Origin of the sequence: Variovorax sp. UC74_104 (genome assembly GCF_044055375.1) — a bacterium.
Classification (GTDB): domain Bacteria; phylum Pseudomonadota; class Gammaproteobacteria; order Burkholderiales; family Burkholderiaceae_C; genus Variovorax.
In genome coordinates, this window is record NZ_CP171978.1 from 2,313,040 (window position 1) to 2,328,397 (window position 15,358).

The 15,358-nt window shown below is 67.5% G+C and carries 16 protein-coding genes; 10 read left to right on the top strand and 6 right to left on the bottom strand.

The genetic code is table 11. From position 1 onward, the window contains the following. Nucleotides 1-15 precede the first annotated feature (15 nt). The 3 genes from ACHMXA_RS10775 to ACHMXA_RS10785 all read right to left on the bottom strand — a co-directional run bounded on the left by ACHMXA_RS10775 (nt 16) and on the right by ACHMXA_RS10785 (nt 3,655). Entirely contained in the window at nt 16-1,350 is a 1,335-nt protein-coding gene (locus ACHMXA_RS10775) for an MFS family transporter (protein ID WP_395320637.1), read from the bottom strand. 142 nt (nt 1,351-1,492) lie between these two features. Next, the gene (locus ACHMXA_RS10780; protein WP_176668131.1) at nt 1,493-2,650 is read right to left on the bottom strand and encodes an alpha-hydroxy acid oxidase; all 1,158 of its coding nucleotides are present in this window, start codon (nt 2,648-2,650) and stop codon (nt 1,493-1,495) included. A gap of 111 nt (nt 2,651-2,761) precedes the next feature. Further along, nucleotides 2,762-3,655: a LysR substrate-binding domain-containing protein gene (locus ACHMXA_RS10785; protein WP_395320638.1), complete on the bottom strand. Its 894-nt coding sequence runs from the start codon at nt 3,653-3,655 to the stop codon at nt 2,762-2,764. 106 nt (nt 3,656-3,761) lie between these two features. Between ACHMXA_RS10785 and ACHMXA_RS10790 the strand changes: the two genes are divergently transcribed. Further along, the gene (locus tag ACHMXA_RS10790; RefSeq protein WP_395320639.1) at nt 3,762-5,423 is read left to right on the top strand and encodes an L-lactate permease; all 1,662 of its coding nucleotides are present in this window, start codon (nt 3,762-3,764) and stop codon (nt 5,421-5,423) included. On the opposite strand, the gene ACHMXA_RS10795 is transcribed toward ACHMXA_RS10790, so the two are convergent. After that, complete coding sequence (locus ACHMXA_RS10795; RefSeq protein ID WP_395320640.1) at nt 5,401-6,036, bottom strand: TetR/AcrR family transcriptional regulator; 636 nt, start codon at nt 6,034-6,036, stop codon at nt 5,401-5,403. The genes ACHMXA_RS10790 and ACHMXA_RS10795 overlap by 23 nt on opposite strands. Nucleotides 6,037-6,121: 85 nt before the next feature. Between ACHMXA_RS10795 and ACHMXA_RS10800 the strand changes: the two genes are divergently transcribed. From ACHMXA_RS10800 to cynS, 7 genes are all read left to right on the top strand, one after another. Next, complete coding sequence (locus ACHMXA_RS10800; protein WP_395320641.1) at nt 6,122-6,547, top strand: DUF1348 family protein; 426 nt, start codon at nt 6,122-6,124, stop codon at nt 6,545-6,547. Between the two features lie 43 nt (nt 6,548-6,590). Next, nucleotides 6,591-7,793, top strand: coding sequence for a PAS domain S-box protein (locus ACHMXA_RS10805; RefSeq protein WP_395320642.1), 1,203 nt, complete (start codon nt 6,591-6,593; stop codon nt 7,791-7,793). Beyond that, nucleotides 7,790-8,458 carry a response regulator gene (locus ACHMXA_RS10810; RefSeq protein WP_395320643.1) on the top strand — a complete coding sequence of 223 codons (669 nt, stop codon included), beginning with the start codon at nt 7,790-7,792 and terminating at the stop codon, nt 8,456-8,458. Before ACHMXA_RS10805 ends, ACHMXA_RS10810 begins: the two co-directional genes overlap by 4 nt. A 169-nt stretch (nt 8,459-8,627) precedes the next feature. Further along, on the top strand, nt 8,628-9,980 hold the full coding sequence (locus tag ACHMXA_RS10815; RefSeq protein ID WP_395320644.1) for a CmpA/NrtA family ABC transporter substrate-binding protein: 1,353 nt from the start codon (nt 8,628-8,630) through the stop codon (nt 9,978-9,980). A 3-nt stretch (nt 9,981-9,983) separates the two neighbouring features. Continuing rightward, complete coding sequence (gene ntrB, locus ACHMXA_RS10820) at nt 9,984-10,853, top strand: nitrate ABC transporter permease (RefSeq protein WP_126022575.1); 870 nt, start codon at nt 9,984-9,986, stop codon at nt 10,851-10,853. A 31-nt stretch (nt 10,854-10,884) separates the two neighbouring features. Beyond that, the gene (locus ACHMXA_RS10825) at nt 10,885-11,724 is read left to right on the top strand and encodes an ABC transporter ATP-binding protein (protein ID WP_395320645.1); all 840 of its coding nucleotides are present in this window, start codon (nt 10,885-10,887) and stop codon (nt 11,722-11,724) included. A 49-nt stretch (nt 11,725-11,773) separates the two neighbouring features. Beyond that, nucleotides 11,774-12,217: a cyanase gene (gene cynS / locus ACHMXA_RS10830; protein WP_019654195.1), complete on the top strand. Its 444-nt coding sequence runs from the start codon at nt 11,774-11,776 to the stop codon at nt 12,215-12,217. Here the strand turns inward: cynS and ACHMXA_RS10835 are convergent. Further along, entirely contained in the window at nt 12,211-12,987 is a 777-nt protein-coding gene (locus ACHMXA_RS10835; RefSeq protein ID WP_395320646.1) for an SDR family oxidoreductase, read from the bottom strand. The genes cynS and ACHMXA_RS10835 overlap by 7 nt on opposite strands. 360 nt (nt 12,988-13,347) lie before the next feature. Here ACHMXA_RS10835 and ACHMXA_RS10840 point away from each other — a divergent pair, with 360 nt between their 5' ends. Continuing rightward, nucleotides 13,348-13,896 (top strand): nucleoside 2-deoxyribosyltransferase, encoded by a 549-nt coding sequence (locus tag ACHMXA_RS10840; protein ID WP_395320647.1) that lies wholly within the window; start codon nt 13,348-13,350, stop codon nt 13,894-13,896. An 8-nt stretch (nt 13,897-13,904) separates the two neighbouring features. Here the strand turns inward: ACHMXA_RS10840 and ACHMXA_RS10845 are convergent, their stop codons facing one another. Then, nucleotides 13,905-14,228, bottom strand: a complete 324-nt coding sequence (locus tag ACHMXA_RS10845; RefSeq protein ID WP_395320648.1) for a hypothetical protein — start codon at nt 14,226-14,228, stop codon at nt 13,905-13,907. Between the two features lie 240 nt (nt 14,229-14,468). On the opposite strand from ACHMXA_RS10845, the gene ACHMXA_RS10850 reads away from it, so the two are divergent. Further along, nucleotides 14,469-15,347 (top strand): alpha/beta fold hydrolase, encoded by an 879-nt coding sequence (locus ACHMXA_RS10850; RefSeq protein WP_176664387.1) that lies wholly within the window; start codon nt 14,469-14,471, stop codon nt 15,345-15,347. Nucleotides 15,348-15,358 lie beyond the last annotated feature (11 nt).

A 15,358-nucleotide genomic window follows, 5' to 3' on the forward strand; every position in this document is an offset into this window, starting at 1 on the left:
CTCCCTTTTCCTGCGTCAGTGATCGTGATGCAGGTAACTCGCCTGCCTCGGCAGCCTCAGGCTCACGAGGAAGGCGACGACCATCATCGCGCTCACGTACCAGAAGAAAGCCGACTCGTGCCCCAGTGACTTGAGGCCCAGCGCCACGTATTCGGCCGAGCCGCCGAAGATCGCGTTCGCTACCGCATAGGCCAGCCCCACGCCCAGCGCGCGCACTTCGGGCGGGAACATCTCCGCCTTCACGATGCCGCTGATCGAGGTGTAGAAGCTCACGATGGCCAGCGCCGCGATGATGAGCACGAAGGCCAGCACGGGGCTCGTGGTGTGCTGCAGCGCTGTGAGGATGGGCACGGTCGTCAGCGCGCCCAGGCCGCCGAACAGCAGCATGTTGTTGCGCCGCCCGATGCGGTCCGAGAGCGCGCCGAACACCGGCTGCATGCACATGTAGACGAAGAGCGCGCAGGTCATCACGTAGCTCGCCGTCTTGATCGGCAGGTGCACCGTGTTCACCAGGTACTTCTGCATGTAGGTGGTGAAGGTGTAGAAGATCAGCGAGCCGCCGGCCGTGTAGCCCAGCACCGTGAGGAAGGCCGGCGTGTGGTGCCTGAAGAGGCCGCCGATGCTGCCGGCTTCCTTGTTCTTCCTGGCCTCGTCGGTCTGCGTCTCGTGCAGCGTGCGGCGCAGCAGCAGCGCCACCACCGCCGCGATGGCGCCGATCACGAAGGGAATGCGCCAGCCCCAGGCCTTGAGTTCGGCCTCGGTCAGCAGCTGCTCCAACACCACGATGACGAGCACCGCGAGCAGCTGCCCGCCGATCAGCGTGACGTACTGGAACGACGAGAAGAAGCCGCGCTGCCCGCGCAGCGCCACCTCGCTCATGTAGGTGGCTGTGGTGCCGTATTCGCCGCCCACCGAGAGGCCCTGGAACAGCCGGCAGACCAGCAGCAGGAAGGGCGCCCACGCGCCGATCTGCGCATAGGTGGGCAGGCAGGCGATGACCAGCGAGCCGCCGCACATCATCGTCACCGAGATCAGCATCGAGGTCTTGCGCCCGAGACGGTCGGCCAGGCGGCCGAAGAGCCAGCCGCCGATGGGCCGCATGAGGAAGCCCGCCGCGAACACGCCGGCGGTGTTCAGCAGCTGCGCGGTGGGGTCGGACTTGGGAAAGAAGGCCGGCGCGAAGTACAGCGCCGAGAAGGCATACACGTAGAAGTCGAACCACTCGACCAGGTTGCCGGAAGAGGCCGCCATGATCGCGAAGACGCGGTGGCGTTTTTCTTCGGCCGTGTAGTGCGGGGGAGATGAAGCAGAGGCCGCTGGGCCTCCCGAGGTAGGCGTGACTGCGCTCATGGTGCCTTCTGTCCTGTTCTTTGCCGTGCGGCAGATGTTGTCGTTTGCGAAAACATTCTGCGCCGGCACCGGAAGGCGGCGTGTCGGCCGATGCCGCATCGGCCTACCCCCGGAATGGCCTTCCCCGGGGGCTTCGGCAGGATCAGAAAGTACCGGGCAGCAGGATGCTCGAATCGACCTCGTCGATGTTCGTGCGGCCGCAGAAGGCCATGGTGATGTCGAGTTCCTTCTGGATGATCTGCAGCGCGCGCGTCACGCCTTCCTGCCCGAAGGCGCCCAGGCCGTAGAGGAAGCTGCGGCCGATGAGCGTGCCGCGGGCGCCCAGCGCGCGGGCCTTGAGCACGTCCTGCCCGCTGCGGATGCCGCCGTCCATCCACACCTCGATCTCGGTGCCCACCGCGTCGACGATGGCCGGCAGCGCCGCGATGGAGGAGGGCGCGCCGTCCAGCTGGCGGCCGCCGTGGTTCGACACGATGAGCGCGTCGGCGCCGCTGGAGGCCGCCAGGCGCGCGTCCTCCACGTCCATGATGCCCTTGAGGATCAGCTTGCCGCCCCAGAGCTTCTTGATCCATTCCACGTCGGCCCAGCTCAGCGCGGGGTCGAACTGCTCGGCGGTCCACGATGAGAGCGACGACAGGTCCTTCACGCCCTTGGCGTGGCCCGCGATGTTGCCGAAGGTGCGGCGCTTCGTGCCCAGCATGCCCATGCACCAGCGCGGCTTGGTGGCCAGGTTGATGAGGTTCTTGATGGTGGGCTTGGGCGGCGCGGTCAGGCCGTTCTTGATGTCCTTGTGGCGCTGGCCGAGGATCTGCAGGTCGAGCGTTAGCTGCAGGGCGGTCACGTTGGCGGCCTTGGCGCGCTCGATCAGGCGCTCGATGAAGTCGCGGTCCTTCATCACGTAGAGCTGGAACCAGAAGGGATGGCGGCCGGTGTTCTCGGCGATGTCCTCCAGCGAGCAGATGCTCATGGTCGACAGCGTGAACGGAATGCCGAAGGCCTTGGCCGCGCGCGCGCCCAGGATCTCGCCGTCCGCGTGCTGCATGCCGGTGAGGCCGGTGGGCGCGATGGCCACGGGCATCGCGGTCTCCTGGCCGACCATGGTGGTGCGCAGCGAGCGGCCCTCCATGTTCACCGCCACGCGCTGGCGCAGCTTGATCTTCTGGAAGTCGCTCTCGTTGGCGCGGTAGGTGCCCTCGGTCCACGCGCCGGAGTCGGCGTAGTCGTAGAACATCTTCGGCACGCGCCGCTTGGCGATCACCCGCAGGTCGTCGATGTTGGTGATCTTGGAAAGGTCGGACACGGGCGGTCTCCTGCAGTTTCTTGTGGTGGATCGGCGGAAGCTAACCGGCCATTATCAGCAGGCGCCCAGGGGCGCCATCTGAAAAATTCCGACCCTGCTGCTGAAAAGAATTCAGCTCGCCCGCTCGCGCAGCGCCTCGCGCAGCCACTCGACGAAGGTGGCGCACTCCCACCGCTCCATGGCGCCCGGCTTCCAGCACAGGAAGTAGGCGTTGGGCGAGGGCACGCTGCGCCGCGACAGCCGCACCAGCCGGCCGTTGTCGAGCCAGGCGCTGCCCAGGCGCAGGTGCATGAGCACCACGCCGAAGTCCTCGGCGGCGGCATCGAGCGCCAGCCCGAGGTCGTTGAACTGGTGGCCCGTGGCGGGCTCGGGCAGGCCGATGCCGCAGGCCTTGAACCAGGTGCGCCACGACTCCAGCGGCGTGCGCAGCAGTTGCGCGCGCGACACCTCGGCGTCGGTCTCGAAGCTTTCGAAGGGGCCGTGGCGCTCTAGGTAGGCGGGGCTGCACACCGGCGAGACGTCGTCGGCCAGAAGCTGGACGAACTCGCGGTCATGGAAGGGGCCGGTGCCGAAGCGCAGCTCGATGTCGGCTTCTTCCGCCGTGGTGTTGCGCACCGGCATGGTCACCTGCAGCATCAGCTCGATGTTCGGGTAGGCATCGCGAAAGCGCGCCAGCCGGGGCAGCAGCATCTGGCGCGAGAAGGTAGGCGTGACGGCCACGCGCAGCCGCCGCACCTGCGACTCGGGCTCGCGCCCCGGCACCTGCCGCAGCGCCGCGATGGCCTCGCGCACGCGCGCCAGGTAGGCCATGCCGTCGGCGCTGAGGCTGAAGTCGCTGCCGGTAAAGAACTTGAGCCCGAGCAGCAGCTCGAGCTGGCGGATGCGGTGGCTCACGGCGCTGGGCGTCACGGCGAGCTCCTCGGCCGCGAGGTTCACGCTGCGCAGCCGTGCGACGGCCTCGAAGGCCTGCAGGCCCTGTGTCGAGGGGAGACGCGGAGAAACCATCTTTTGTCGGGAGGGGTAGCGGGGTAGGATGGTAGCGAACGCTTCCGGTCCTGCCCGGCCGAAGCACCGGCTCAGAAGAATTCCCAAAACAACAGGAGACGAGCGCATGGTCTGGCAACAGGTTTACAACCCCTTCGGCAACATGATCGTATCGACGGCGCTGGCCGCGATACCGGTGGTGGTGATGCTGGTGTGCCTGGGGTTGCTTCACGTCAAGGCGCACTACGCGGCGGGGCTGGGCCTGCTGAGCGCGGTGCTCATCGCGGTGTTCGCCTTCGGCATGCCGGCCGACATGGCGGGCAAGGCCGCCTTTCTCGGCGGCATCACCGGCCTGCTGCCCATCGGCTGGATCGTGCTGAACATCATCTTCCTGCAGCAGCTCACGCAGCAGAACGGCAGCTTCCAGATACTGCAGGACTCCATCGCCGGCATCACCGAAGACAGGCGCCTGCAGCTGCTGCTCATCGCGTTCGCCTTCGGCGCCTTCTTCGAGGGCGCGGCGGGCTTCGGCACGCCGGTGGCCGTCACCGCGGCCATCCTCATCGGGCTCGGGTTCTCGCCGCTGGCGGCATCGGGGCTCTCGCTCATCGCGAACACCGCGCCGGTGGCCTTCGGCGCATTGGGCACGCCGGTCATCACGCTGGCCAAGGTGCACGGCTACGACCTGATGGCTGTCACCGCGATGATCGGGCGGCAGCTGCCGTTCTTCTCGCTGCTGGTGCCCTTCTGGCTCATCTGGGCCTTCGCGGGGCGCAAGGGAATGATGGAGGTGTGGCCGGCCATCCTGGTGACGGGCGTGTCCTTCGCGATTCCGCAGTTCCTGGTGTCGAACTACATCGGGCCGGAGCTGGTGGACATCATCGCGGCCATCGTCTCGATGGTGTGCCTGGTCGCGTTCCTGCGCGTGTGGAAGCCGAAGAAGGTCTGGACCTCCGTGTCGCTCAAGGGGCATGAGGCCGATGGCGGCGAGGCTTCCGCTGCCGTCGCGCCGACGAAGCATTCGAGCGCCGCCGTGATCCGCGCCTGGACGCCGTGGCTCATCCTCACCGTGTTCGTGTTCATCTGGGGCCTGCCGGTGGTGAAGACCTGGCTCAACGGCATCTTCGCGCCGAGCTTCCCCATCGACGGGCTGCACAACATGGTCGAGAAGGTGGCGCCGGTGGTGCCCAAGCCGACGAAGGAGGGCGCGGTGTACCAGCTGCTGCTGCTCTCGGCCACGGGCACCGGCATCCTGGTGTCGGCCATCGTGGGCGGGCTGGTGATGAAGTACAACCCGATCCAGCTCGTGGCCGCCTACGGCCGCACGCTGTGGCTGGTGAAGTTCTCGCTGCTCACCATCGTGCTGATGCTCGCGCTGGGCACGCTCACGCGCTACTCGGGGCTGGACACCACGCTGGGCCTGGCCTTCGCCAACACCGGCGTGCTGTATCCCTTCTTCGGCACGCTGATGGGCTGGCTGGGCGTGGCGCTCACGGGCTCCGACACCGCATCGAACGTGCTCTTCGGCGGCATGCAGAAGGTGGCGGCCGACCAGCTCGGCCTGAGCCCGAACCTGATGGGCGCGGCCAACAGCTCGGGCGGCGTGATGGGCAAGATGATCGATGCGCAGTCGATCGTGGTGGCTTCCACCGCCACGCGCTGGTTCAACCACGAAGGCGAGATCCTGCGCTACGTGTTCTTCCACTCCATCGCGCTGGCCTGCCTCGTGGGCTTCTACGTGACGCTGCAGGCCTATGTGTGGCCGTTCACTCTGATGGTCGTGAAGTAACGGCTGGCGAGGCGGGCAGCGTGGCCGCCAGCGCCTGAAGCAGCCGGCGCAGGTCGTCGACCGCTTCGCGCGCGAGCGCCGCGCCGCCCATCTGCGCCTTGACGATGGCGCCGTCGACGCCCAGCGCAGCCGCCTGCGCGATGGCCATGCGCTGCGAGCCCTCCAGCGTTTCGGGCAACAGCCCGGCGATCACCTCGACCATCTCGCGCTTGTGCTCGCGCGAGATGTCGCTCGCGCCGCTCACGCTGCCGCCGACCTCGACCACCGAGTTGATGAAGGCACAGCCGCGGAAGGCCGGGTCTGCGAACCATTCGGCCATGGCGTCGGCCAGCACCTCCAGCGCCTGGCCGCCGCCGATGCGCTGCTGCGCGCCGAGCCGGCCGAGCGCATCGACGAACCACGCCATCCACAGGCCGTGGCGGTGATCGAGGAAGGCCCGCACCAGGTCGTCCTTCGACGGGTAGTGCCGGTAGAAGGTGACCTTGGTGACGCCCGATGCGGCGATCACGCGGTCGATGCCGGTGGCGCGGATGCCGTCGGCGTAGAAGAGGTCGTGCGCGGTGCGCAGGATGCGCTCGCGCGCCGGCAGCTCGGAGATGGAAGAGATGTCCATGGCGTGATTGTAGGCATGTAGACAGGTCTGTCTACATGTGGCACATTTCAACGCATCCCCTTCAACCTCCATCGAAAGAACCACCATGGAATCACGCCCGCCGCTGCCGCCCTTCACCCTCGAATCCGCCATCCAGAAGGTCCAGGCCGCCGAAGACGCCTGGAACTCGCGCGACCCCGTTCGCGTGAGCCTGGCCTACACGCCCGGCACCGAATGGCGCAACCGCGCCGATTTCGTCAACGGCCGCGAGCAGGTGGTGGAGTTCCTGTCGCGCAAGTGGACGCGCGAGCTCGACTATCGCCTCAAGAAGCAGCTCTGGGCCTTCATGGACAACCGCATCGCGGTGCGCTTCGAGTACGAATGGCACGACGACTCGGGCCAGTGGTACCGAAGCCATGGCAACGAGAACTGGGAGTTCGCGGAGAACGGCCTGATGCAGAGGCGTTATGCAAGCATCAACGACCAGCCCATCAAGGAATCGGACCGCAAGTTCCACTGGGCGCGCACCTGACGCGCCAGCCTCTCCGGGCACGGCTGTTGCTTGCTTTTGGTGCATGGAGACGCCCGTACTGAACCCCGCCGCCAGCCACCCGCTGTGGCAGCACCAGCTTGGCCTGCTGCTGGAATCGACGGGCGAGGGCATCTTCGGCATCGACCTCGACGGCCACTGCATGTTCATCAACCGGGCCGGCGCGCAGATGCTCGGCCATGAGGTGGGCGACGTGCTCGGCTCGAACATGCACGAGCTCACGCACCACTCGCACCCCGACGGCTCGCACTACGCCGACACCGACTGCCCCATCTTCAACGCCTTCCGGCGCGGCCTGCCTTGCCGCATCGACACCGAGGTGTTCTGGCGCCGCGACGGCAGCGCCTTTGCCGTCGAGTATTCGAGCCACCCGATCATGGACGGCGCGCAGGTGCGCGGCGCCGTCATCACCTTCGTCGACATCACCGAGCGCCGGCGCCAGGCGGAGGCGCTGCAGCAGGCCAAGGACGAACTCGGCCTGCGCGTGCAGGAGCGCACCCGCGAGCTCAGCGACGCGCTGGCGCAGCTGCGCGAGCTTTCCGCGTGGCTCGACAAGGTGCGCGAGGAAGAGCGGACCCGCATCGCACGGGAGGTGCACGATGAGCTCGGCAGCCTGCTGGTGGCGCTGAAGATGGACGTCAACTGGATCGGCAAGCGCCTGGGCGAACAGCAGGAGCGCACGCCCGACGCGGCGCAGGCCATGCGCGAGCAGATGCGCTGCAAGTGCACGAACATGAGCCAGCTCATCGAGCGCGCGGTCGACAACGTGGGGCGCATCATCACCGATCTGCGCCCCAGCATCCTCGACCACCAGGGCCTGTGGGCCGCGCTCGAATGGCAGGCGCACGAGTTCGTGCAGGCGGCCGAGCTGGAGCTGGACTGGCGCTTCGACGTGCCGCCCGGCGTGGAGCTGCCCGAGCCCGCAGCCATCGCGGTGTTCCGCATCTTCCAGGAGATGCTGAGCAACGTCGGGCGCCACGCGAAGGCGAGCAGCCTCGGCATCCGCATCGGCGTCGAGCAGGCGCGGCTGAGCATCAGCGTGCGAGACGACGGCGTCGGCGCGCCGGCGCAGGCCTTCGAGGCCGCCACCTCCTACGGCGTGCTCGGCATGCGCGAGCGAGCGCGCCACTTCGGCGGGCGCATCGACATCGAGAGCCGCGTGGGCGAGGGCAGCACCTTTCGCCTTCAACTGCCGCTGCACGTGGATGCGCACGGAGGCGCGCAATGAGCGACATCCGCGTGCTCATCGGCGACGACCACCGCATCGTGCGCGAGGGCCTGAAGCAGATGCTGGGCGACCTCTCCAACGGACTGCCCGCGATGGTCGTGCGCGCCGAGGCGCAGACCGGCCCCGAGGTGCTGGAAGCCGTGCAGGCGCTCGGCGGACCCGAGGGCCTCGACGTGGTGCTGCTCGACATCGCCCTGCCTGGCCGCGACGGGCTCGACGTGCTGCAGGCGCTGCGCAAGCGATGGCCGTCGCTTCCGGTGCTGATGCTGAGCACCTATCCGGAGAAGCAGTACGCGGTGCGCTGCATCAAGCTGGGCGCATCGGGCTATCTCAACAAGAGCGCCGACGCCGACGACATGGTCGGCGCGGTGCGCAAGGTGGCGGCCGGCGGGCTCTATGTGTCCGCTGCCACGGCCGAGGCATTGGCCACGGCCGTGGGACGCGGCGCTGGGCAGGGCGCCGAGATGCTCTCGCACCGCGAGCACCAGGTGTACCGGCTGCTCAGCGCGGGGCACAGCGTGAGCGAAATCGGTGCGCAGCTGGGCCTGGCGCCCAACACCGTGAGCACCTATCGCGCACGCATCCTCGAAAAGACCGGCACCAAGAACGATGTGGAGCTGGCCCTGTATGCCGAACGCCACGGCAAGCAGGGCTCTCCCGGCTGAAAAAAGCCCGAAGACGCCGTTGGCGTGCATCGGCTTGTAGTGCCAGCCCTACAAGGCCTCGACGCCGGCGGCACGATCTGATGCCGCAGGCTGCGCAACGGCTTCCACAGCGCCTTTCCGGCCCGGCGCTTGCAACGGCGGCTGCATCTTTCCAACGAGGTGCACCACCATGTCCCACCCGCAAGAACCGACCGCCTGCGATCCCTACGATGCCGACCGGCCGCTGAACATGCGCTGCGCCTGCGGGCGCGTGCATGGCGCGCAGCGGGCAGGCGTGCTGCCGGAGGACAAGCTAGAGGCCAGCCTCATGAAGGCGCTGTTCCCCGTCGACAGCGTGCGGCGCGGCTTCCTTCGCGCCGTGGGCGCGGGCGCCGCGCGTGCCGCCATCGCCTCGGTGTTCCCGCTCGGCGCGCTGCAGGCCATGGCGCAGGAGAAGGCGCCGCTGGAGAAGACGAAGCTCAAGATCGGCTTCATTCCCATCACCTGCGCCACGCCGCTCATCATGGCGCACCCGCTGGGCTTCTATCAGAAGCAGGGCCTCGACGTGGAGGTGGTGAAGACGGCGGGCTGGGCGCTCATCCGCGACAAGATGCTCAACAAGGAGTACGACGCCACGCACTTCCTGTCGCCGATGCCGCTGGCCATCTCGATGGGCGCGGGCTCCAACGCGGTGCCCATGAACGTCGCGACCATCCAGAACACCAACGGCCAGGCCATCACGCTGGCCAACAAGCACAAGGACAAGCGCGACCCCAAGACCTGGAAGGGCCTGAAGTTCGCCGTGCCCTTCGAGTACAGCATGCACAACTTCCTGCTGCGCTACTACGTGGCGGAAGCGGGCCTGAACCCCGACACCGACATCCAGATCCGCGTGGTGCCGCCGCCCGAGATGGTGGCCAACCTGCGCGCCGGCAACATCGACGGCTACCTCGGCCCCGATCCGTTCAACCAGCGCGCGGTGTTCGAGGAGATCGGCTTCATCCACCTGCTCACCAAGGACCTGTGGAACGGGCACCCCTGCTGCGCCTTCGGCACATCGACCGAGTTCATCGAGAAGAACCCCAACACCTTCGCCGCGCTGGTGCGCTCGGTGCTCACCGCCTCGGCCATGGCGCGCGATCCGAAGAACCGCGAGCTCATCGCCAAGGTGATCGCGCCCGCGCAATACCTGAACCAGCCCGAGACCGTGCTCACGCAGGTGCTCACCGGCAAGTTCGCCGACGGGCTGGGCAACATCCGCACCGTGCCCGAGCGCGCCGACTTCGACCCCATTCCCTGGCAGTCGATGGCCGTGTGGATGCTCACCCAGATGAAGCGCTGGGGCTACGTGAAGGGCGACATCGACTACAGGCGCATCGCCGAGAAGGTCTTCCTGCTCACCGACGCGAAGAAGCGCATGAAGGACCTGGGCCAGGCCGTGCCCGACGGGGCGTACCCCAAGTTCACCGTCATGGGCAAGGTGTTCGACCCGGCCAAGCCCGACGACTACCTCAAGAGCTTCGCCATCGCGAAGATGGCCTGAGCCATGCGCAAGAAGGCTCTTTCGTTCAAGGCGGCGCTGGTGTCGCTGCTGATGTTCCTGCTGCTGGTGGGCGTGTGGCAGGTCGCCACCGCACCGGCCGGCGGCACCTCCGCCGCGGCAGGCATGACCGCCGAGCAGATCGAATACCAGAAAATGCTCGGCAAGGACCCCACACAGGGCCAGGTGAAGAGCTCAGGCTTTCCCACGCCCGCCGAGATGGCCGCCACCGCGTGGAAGCATTTGTCGAATCCGTTCTACGACAACGGCCCCAACGACAAGGGCATCGCCATCCAGCTGGCGTGGTCGCTGGCGCGCGTGGGCCTGGGCTTCGCGCTGGCGTGCGTGGTGGCGGTGCCGCTGGGCTTCGTCATCGGCATGTCGCCGCTGCTGCACAAGGCCTTCGATCCCTTCATCCAGGTGCTAAAGCCGATCTCGCCGCTGGCGTGGATGCCGCTGGCGCTCTACACCATCAAGGACTCGTCGGTCAGCGGCATCTTCGTGATCTTCATCTGCTCGGTGTGGCCGATGCTGCTGAACACTGCCTTCGGCGTGGCCTCGGTCAAGCGCGAGTGGCTCAACGTGGCCAGCACGCTCGAAGTGAAGCCGCTGCGCCGCGCGTTCCGAGTCATCCTGCCGGCGGCGGCGCCCACCATCCTCACGGGCATGCGCATCAGCATGAGCATCGCGTGGCTGGTCATCGTGGCGGCCGAGATGCTGGTGGGCGGCACGGGCATCGGCTACTTCGTGTGGAACGAGTGGAACAACCTGTCGCTCACCAACGTGATCTTCGCGATCCTGCTGATCGGCGTGGTGGGCATGCTGCTCGACCAGGCCTTCGCGGCGCTGCAGCGGAAGGTGACCTATGTGGAGTGAGCGCGCCGTTCTTCCGGCCCGAGGTGAAGCCATGAACCAGCCTGTCGTTTCCGCCGCCGTGGAGGCGCCCGGCGCCCGCGGCTTCCTGCGCGTGGAGGGGCTGGCCAAGGCCTTCGCGCCCGCGCGGCCCGTGTTCGCCGACGTGTCGTTCACGCTCGAGCGCGGCGAGTTCGTCTGCGTCATCGGCCACTCGGGCTGCGGCAAGACCACCATCCTCAACGTGCTGGCGGGCCTGGACCAGGCCAGCGCGGGCCACGTCTTCATGGACGGGCGCGAGGTGGCAGGCCCCAGCCTGGAGCGCGGCGTGGTGTTCCAGAGCCATGCGCTCATGCCGTGGCTCACCGTGCGCAGGAACATCGCCTTCGCGGTGGTCTCGCGCTGGCCCGGGTGGTCGGCCGCGCAGGTCGATGCGCAGGTGGAGCGCTTCGTCGCCATGGTCGGCCTGCAGGGGGCCATCGACAAGAAGCCCTCGCAGCTCTCGGGCGGCATGAAGCAGCGCGTGGGCATCGCGCGCGCCTTCGCCATCAGCCCCAAGATGCTGCTGCTCGACGAGCCCTTCGGCGCGCTCGACGCGCTCACGCGCGGCACCATCCAGGACGAGCTGATGGCCATCGTGCGCCAGACGCAGCAGACGGTCTTCATGATCACGCACGACGTGGACGAGGCCATCCTGCTGGCCGATCGCATCCTGCTGATGAGCAACGGCGTCGACCTGCCGCAGGGCGGGTACCGCGCGGGGAACATCGTCGAGACGGTGGTCAACCCGCTGCCGCGCGAGCGCACGCGCGCGTCGCTGCACCACCTCGACGGCTACTACGCGCTGCGCAACCACATCGTCGATTTCCTCGTCACGCGCGCGAAGGCGGCGTGACCTCGCCTTCACCCCTTCATCACGTTCATATCGATCAGGAGCAAACCCCATGAACCGCAACGACGTCACCGAGAAGATCATCGCAACCAAGGTCAGCAAGGGCATCCAGTGGGCCGACGTGGCCACGAAGGTCGGCCTCTCGAAGGAGTGGACCACCGCCGCCTGCCTCGGCCAGATGACGCTCGACGACAAGCAGGCGAAGATCATCGGCAAGATCTTCGGCCTCACCGCCGAGGAGCAGAAGTGGCTGAAGGTCGTGCCCTACAAGGGCTCGCTGCCCACGCCGGTGCCTACCGACCCGCTCATCTACCGCTGGTACGAGGTGGTGAGCGTGTACGGCACCACCATCAAGGAACTGATCCATGAGGAATTCGGCGACGGCATCATGAGCGCCATCGACTTCAGCATGGACATCCAGCGCGAGGCCGACCCGAAGGGCGACCGCGTCAACGTGGTGCTGTCGGGCAAGTTCCTGCCCTACAAGACCTACTGAGCGTACTCGGCCGGGCGCGGCCTTTGCTGCTGCTGATGGTGCTGCCTGGCGGGCGGACGCACCGCACCGGCCGTGATGCCGTAGCCCTCGATGGCCCCCGCGATCGAGCGCGCCACCGCATCCACCGGCACCGCGATGCGCCGGTTGGTGCGCATACGTTCGCGTGCGTAGCTGGCCGCGATGCGCTCCGCCAGCGGATCGATGGGGCCGTGCACGTCGGGGCTCACCACCGTCACGTGCAGCCGGCCGGCATGCTCCTGCCGCAGGCCCTCGGAGACCGCGTTCACCGCGTACTGCGTGCCGTGGTACACCGCCGAGCCTGGCGACAGCCCGTGCATCGCCACCGGCGCCACGTTCACGATGTGGCCCCAGCCCTGCTCCTGCATCGTCGGCAGCACCGCCGCGATGCCCAGCAGCACGCCGCGCAGGTTCACGTCGATCATGAGTTCCCACTCCTCGATCTTGCGGTTCCACAGCGGCGACATCGGCATCACGCCCGCCGCGTTGACGAGCACGTCGATCTGCTCGTGCGTCTCGAGCGCGAATTCGGCGAATGCTTCCATGTCGGGCCGGTGCGTCACGTCGAGCCGCTGGAAGCTCGCCGTGCCGCCCGTGGCCGTGATCTCGGCCGCGAGCGCGGCGAGCCTGTCGGTGCGGCGCGCACCGAGCACCACCTTGGCGCCGCGCCGCGCAAGCAGCCTGGCGGTCGCTTCGCCGATGCCGCTGCTCGCGCCGGTGATGAGTACGACTTTTTCCTGGATCGTGGTCATGGTGAACTCCTCGTGCTGATCTGTCTGCCGTGGGGCGCACACTGAAATGAGCGTGAGCCGGGCATGCAGAGAAGTGTGCGTTTTCACGAGCCCGAAGCGGTAGACGAATCGAACGCGGTTTTTGCCTGATCCTGCAAAACGCAATGCCGACTGGGGCCGTCGCTTCCCTTGCTCGGCGCCGCGTAGTGCTTTCGCGGTAGAGAAGGCGCGAGCGGGGCGTTGGTCCCTTCGTGCGAGTTTCTTGCCTGATTCCCCGAAGCCGCAGCGGCCGGTGCTGCCGGCCGTTGCATCCATCGGTAATTCGCTTTGCACCATGTCGCAAGGATTGAGCAAGAGCCCGAAATCGCCGATGCTCCGCCGATGGACAACCAGCCTCCCCGGAACACGGCCCGCCCGCGCATCTACCTTGCGGGGCCGGACGTCTTTCGCCCCGACGCGAGGGAGCATTTCGTCAGGCTGTCGGCCGCCTGCGACGCAGCCGGACTCGCGGCGCTGCTGCCGGCCGACGGCAACGAGGAACTGAGCTCCGAAGCGCCCGAGAAGCAGATCTACGAAGCCAACATGCAGCGCCTTCGCGGTGCGGATGGAGTCGTCGCCAATCTCGCGAGCTTCAGGGGCATGGAGCCCGATTCCGGCACGGTGTTCGAAGTCGGCGCGGCGATCGCGCTGGGCATCCCGGTCGTGGCCTACGGCGTGCCCGAAGGCAGCTACGCAGATCGCGTGCGCGCCGGGCTGCCATGCGAAGTTGACGTGAACGGCGTGCTGCGCGAACGCGGCACCGGCATCGCGGTCGAGGACTTTGGGCAGCAGCTGAACCTGATGCTGGCTTGTTCGATCCACATCGAGGCCACGCCGGAGGCGGCGCTGCGGAAGATGGCCGCGCTGCTCGCCGGCGGCGGGCCACGATAGACGGCGAGTTACGCGGGTTTCGCGGGCGTCTCTTCGGCGATCAGCGCGTCATGCAGTTGCGATGTGCTGCTCTCGACTGCGCTGATGCAGCGCTGAAGCTCTGCGTTGGCCAAACGAAGCAGCGCACCCAGTTCGCTGCGTGAGGTCGCCATCTCTTCGAGTTCGCTTGTGCGTTCGGGAGCGATGAGCTTTTCGATGCAGGCATGGGCTTGCAGAACCTCATTCAATTGCGCTGCGTCGTCGCAAGCCTGTCGAGCGAGCGCGTCGATTGCGGAATCGGTGGATGCGGCAGAGGTGCCGGGGTGCGTGAAAACGGAAGCGGGTCGAGCCACGAGTGATCTCCATGTGTGCGGTTGTGTCGCAGAGGTGAATCAGGCTTCCAAACCCGGTCACGCCAGCTCGGCGCGACGCGGCAGTATATCCAGGGGAAGTCACCGAGTGCTGTCGTGCCGGGAGGCAGAAGCGGATGCATGTCTGCTGTCCACCGCGCGACAAAAGCAGGAAACCCCTGATCGAATCGCCGCGCGCCAGCACCTAGGATCGGCTCCATCGATCACTGTATGGAGCACTGCATGCCGACCACCGAGACCCACTTCGAGCTCACCGCCAACGACGGCGTCACGGTGGAGGTCCATCGGTGGCTGGGCACGGCGACGGTGCCGCGCGCCATCGTGCAGCTCGCGCACGGCATGGGCGAGCATTCGCTGCGCTATCGGCATCTGGCCGAATCGCTGGTGCGCGCGGGGTACGTGGTCTATGCGAACGAACATCGCGGCCATGGCAAGGGTGCGCAGGCGCGCGGCGAGCTGGGCGAGTTCGGGCCGCGCGCGTTCGCCGGGCTGGTGGACGACATGGCGCTGCTGAGCCGCCATGTGCGCGGCGTGCACCCCGGGCTGCCGCTGATCCTGCTGGGCCACAGCATGGGATCGTTCGCGCTGCAGTACTACCTCGTCGAGCACGGCTCGCTGCTCGCGGGCGCGGCGCTGTCGGGCACCTCGGCGCTCGACCTGCTGGGAACCGCGCTGCAGTCGGGCTTCAAGCTGGAAGACATGAACGCCGCGCTGCCCGACGTGCGCACGCCCTTCGACTGGCTCAGCCGCGATCCGGCGCAGGTCGATGCGTACATCGCCGATCCGCTGTGCGGCTTCACGGTCTCCCCGGAGGGGCTGGGCTCGATGTTCGCGAAGCTGGGCGACCTCACGCCCGAGGCCATGCGCAAGACCATCCGCCCCGAGCTGCCCCTGTACCTGTTCATCGGCGGCGAAGACCCGGTGAGCAACAAGGCCGAGTGGTTCTATCCGCTGGTGGAGCGCTACCGCGAGGCGGGGCTGCGCGACGTGTCGTGCCACGTGTTCGGCGGCGCGCGCCACGAGGCGCTGAACGAGACCAACCGCGACGAGGTCGAGGCGGTGCTGCTCGCGTGGATCGCGCGGGTGGTGGCGAAGGGCTGACGAGCCGGAAG

Bases quoted from the DNA above. Each gene is read 5' to 3' on its own strand.
- ACHMXA_RS10775 (WP_395320637.1), bottom strand. From the start codon at position 1,350: ATGAGCGCAGTCACGCCTACCTCGGGAGGCCCAGCGGCCTCTGCTTCA.
- ACHMXA_RS10785 (WP_395320638.1), bottom strand. From the start codon at position 3,655: ATGGTTTCTCCGCGTCTCCCCTCGACACAGGGCCTGCAGGCCTTCGAG.
- ACHMXA_RS10790 (WP_395320639.1), top strand. From the start codon at position 3,762: ATGGTCTGGCAACAGGTTTACAACCCCTTCGGCAACATGATCGTATCG.
- ACHMXA_RS10795 (WP_395320640.1), bottom strand. From the start codon at position 6,036: ATGGACATCTCTTCCATCTCCGAGCTGCCGGCGCGCGAGCGCATCCTG.
- ACHMXA_RS10800 (WP_395320641.1), top strand. From the start codon at position 6,122: ATGGAATCACGCCCGCCGCTGCCGCCCTTCACCCTCGAATCCGCCATC.
- ACHMXA_RS10805 (WP_395320642.1), top strand. From the start codon at position 6,591: ATGGAGACGCCCGTACTGAACCCCGCCGCCAGCCACCCGCTGTGGCAG.
- ACHMXA_RS10810 (WP_395320643.1), top strand. From the start codon at position 7,790: ATGAGCGACATCCGCGTGCTCATCGGCGACGACCACCGCATCGTGCGC.
- ACHMXA_RS10815 (WP_395320644.1), top strand. From the start codon at position 8,628: ATGTCCCACCCGCAAGAACCGACCGCCTGCGATCCCTACGATGCCGAC.
- ntrB (WP_126022575.1), top strand. From the start codon at position 9,984: ATGCGCAAGAAGGCTCTTTCGTTCAAGGCGGCGCTGGTGTCGCTGCTG.
- ACHMXA_RS10825 (WP_395320645.1), top strand. From the start codon at position 10,885: ATGAACCAGCCTGTCGTTTCCGCCGCCGTGGAGGCGCCCGGCGCCCGC.
- cynS (WP_019654195.1), top strand. From the start codon at position 11,774: ATGAACCGCAACGACGTCACCGAGAAGATCATCGCAACCAAGGTCAGC.
- ACHMXA_RS10835 (WP_395320646.1), bottom strand. From the start codon at position 12,987: ATGACCACGATCCAGGAAAAAGTCGTACTCATCACCGGCGCGAGCAGC.
- ACHMXA_RS10840 (WP_395320647.1), top strand. From the start codon at position 13,348: ATGGACAACCAGCCTCCCCGGAACACGGCCCGCCCGCGCATCTACCTT.
- ACHMXA_RS10850 (WP_176664387.1), top strand. From the start codon at position 14,469: ATGCCGACCACCGAGACCCACTTCGAGCTCACCGCCAACGACGGCGTC.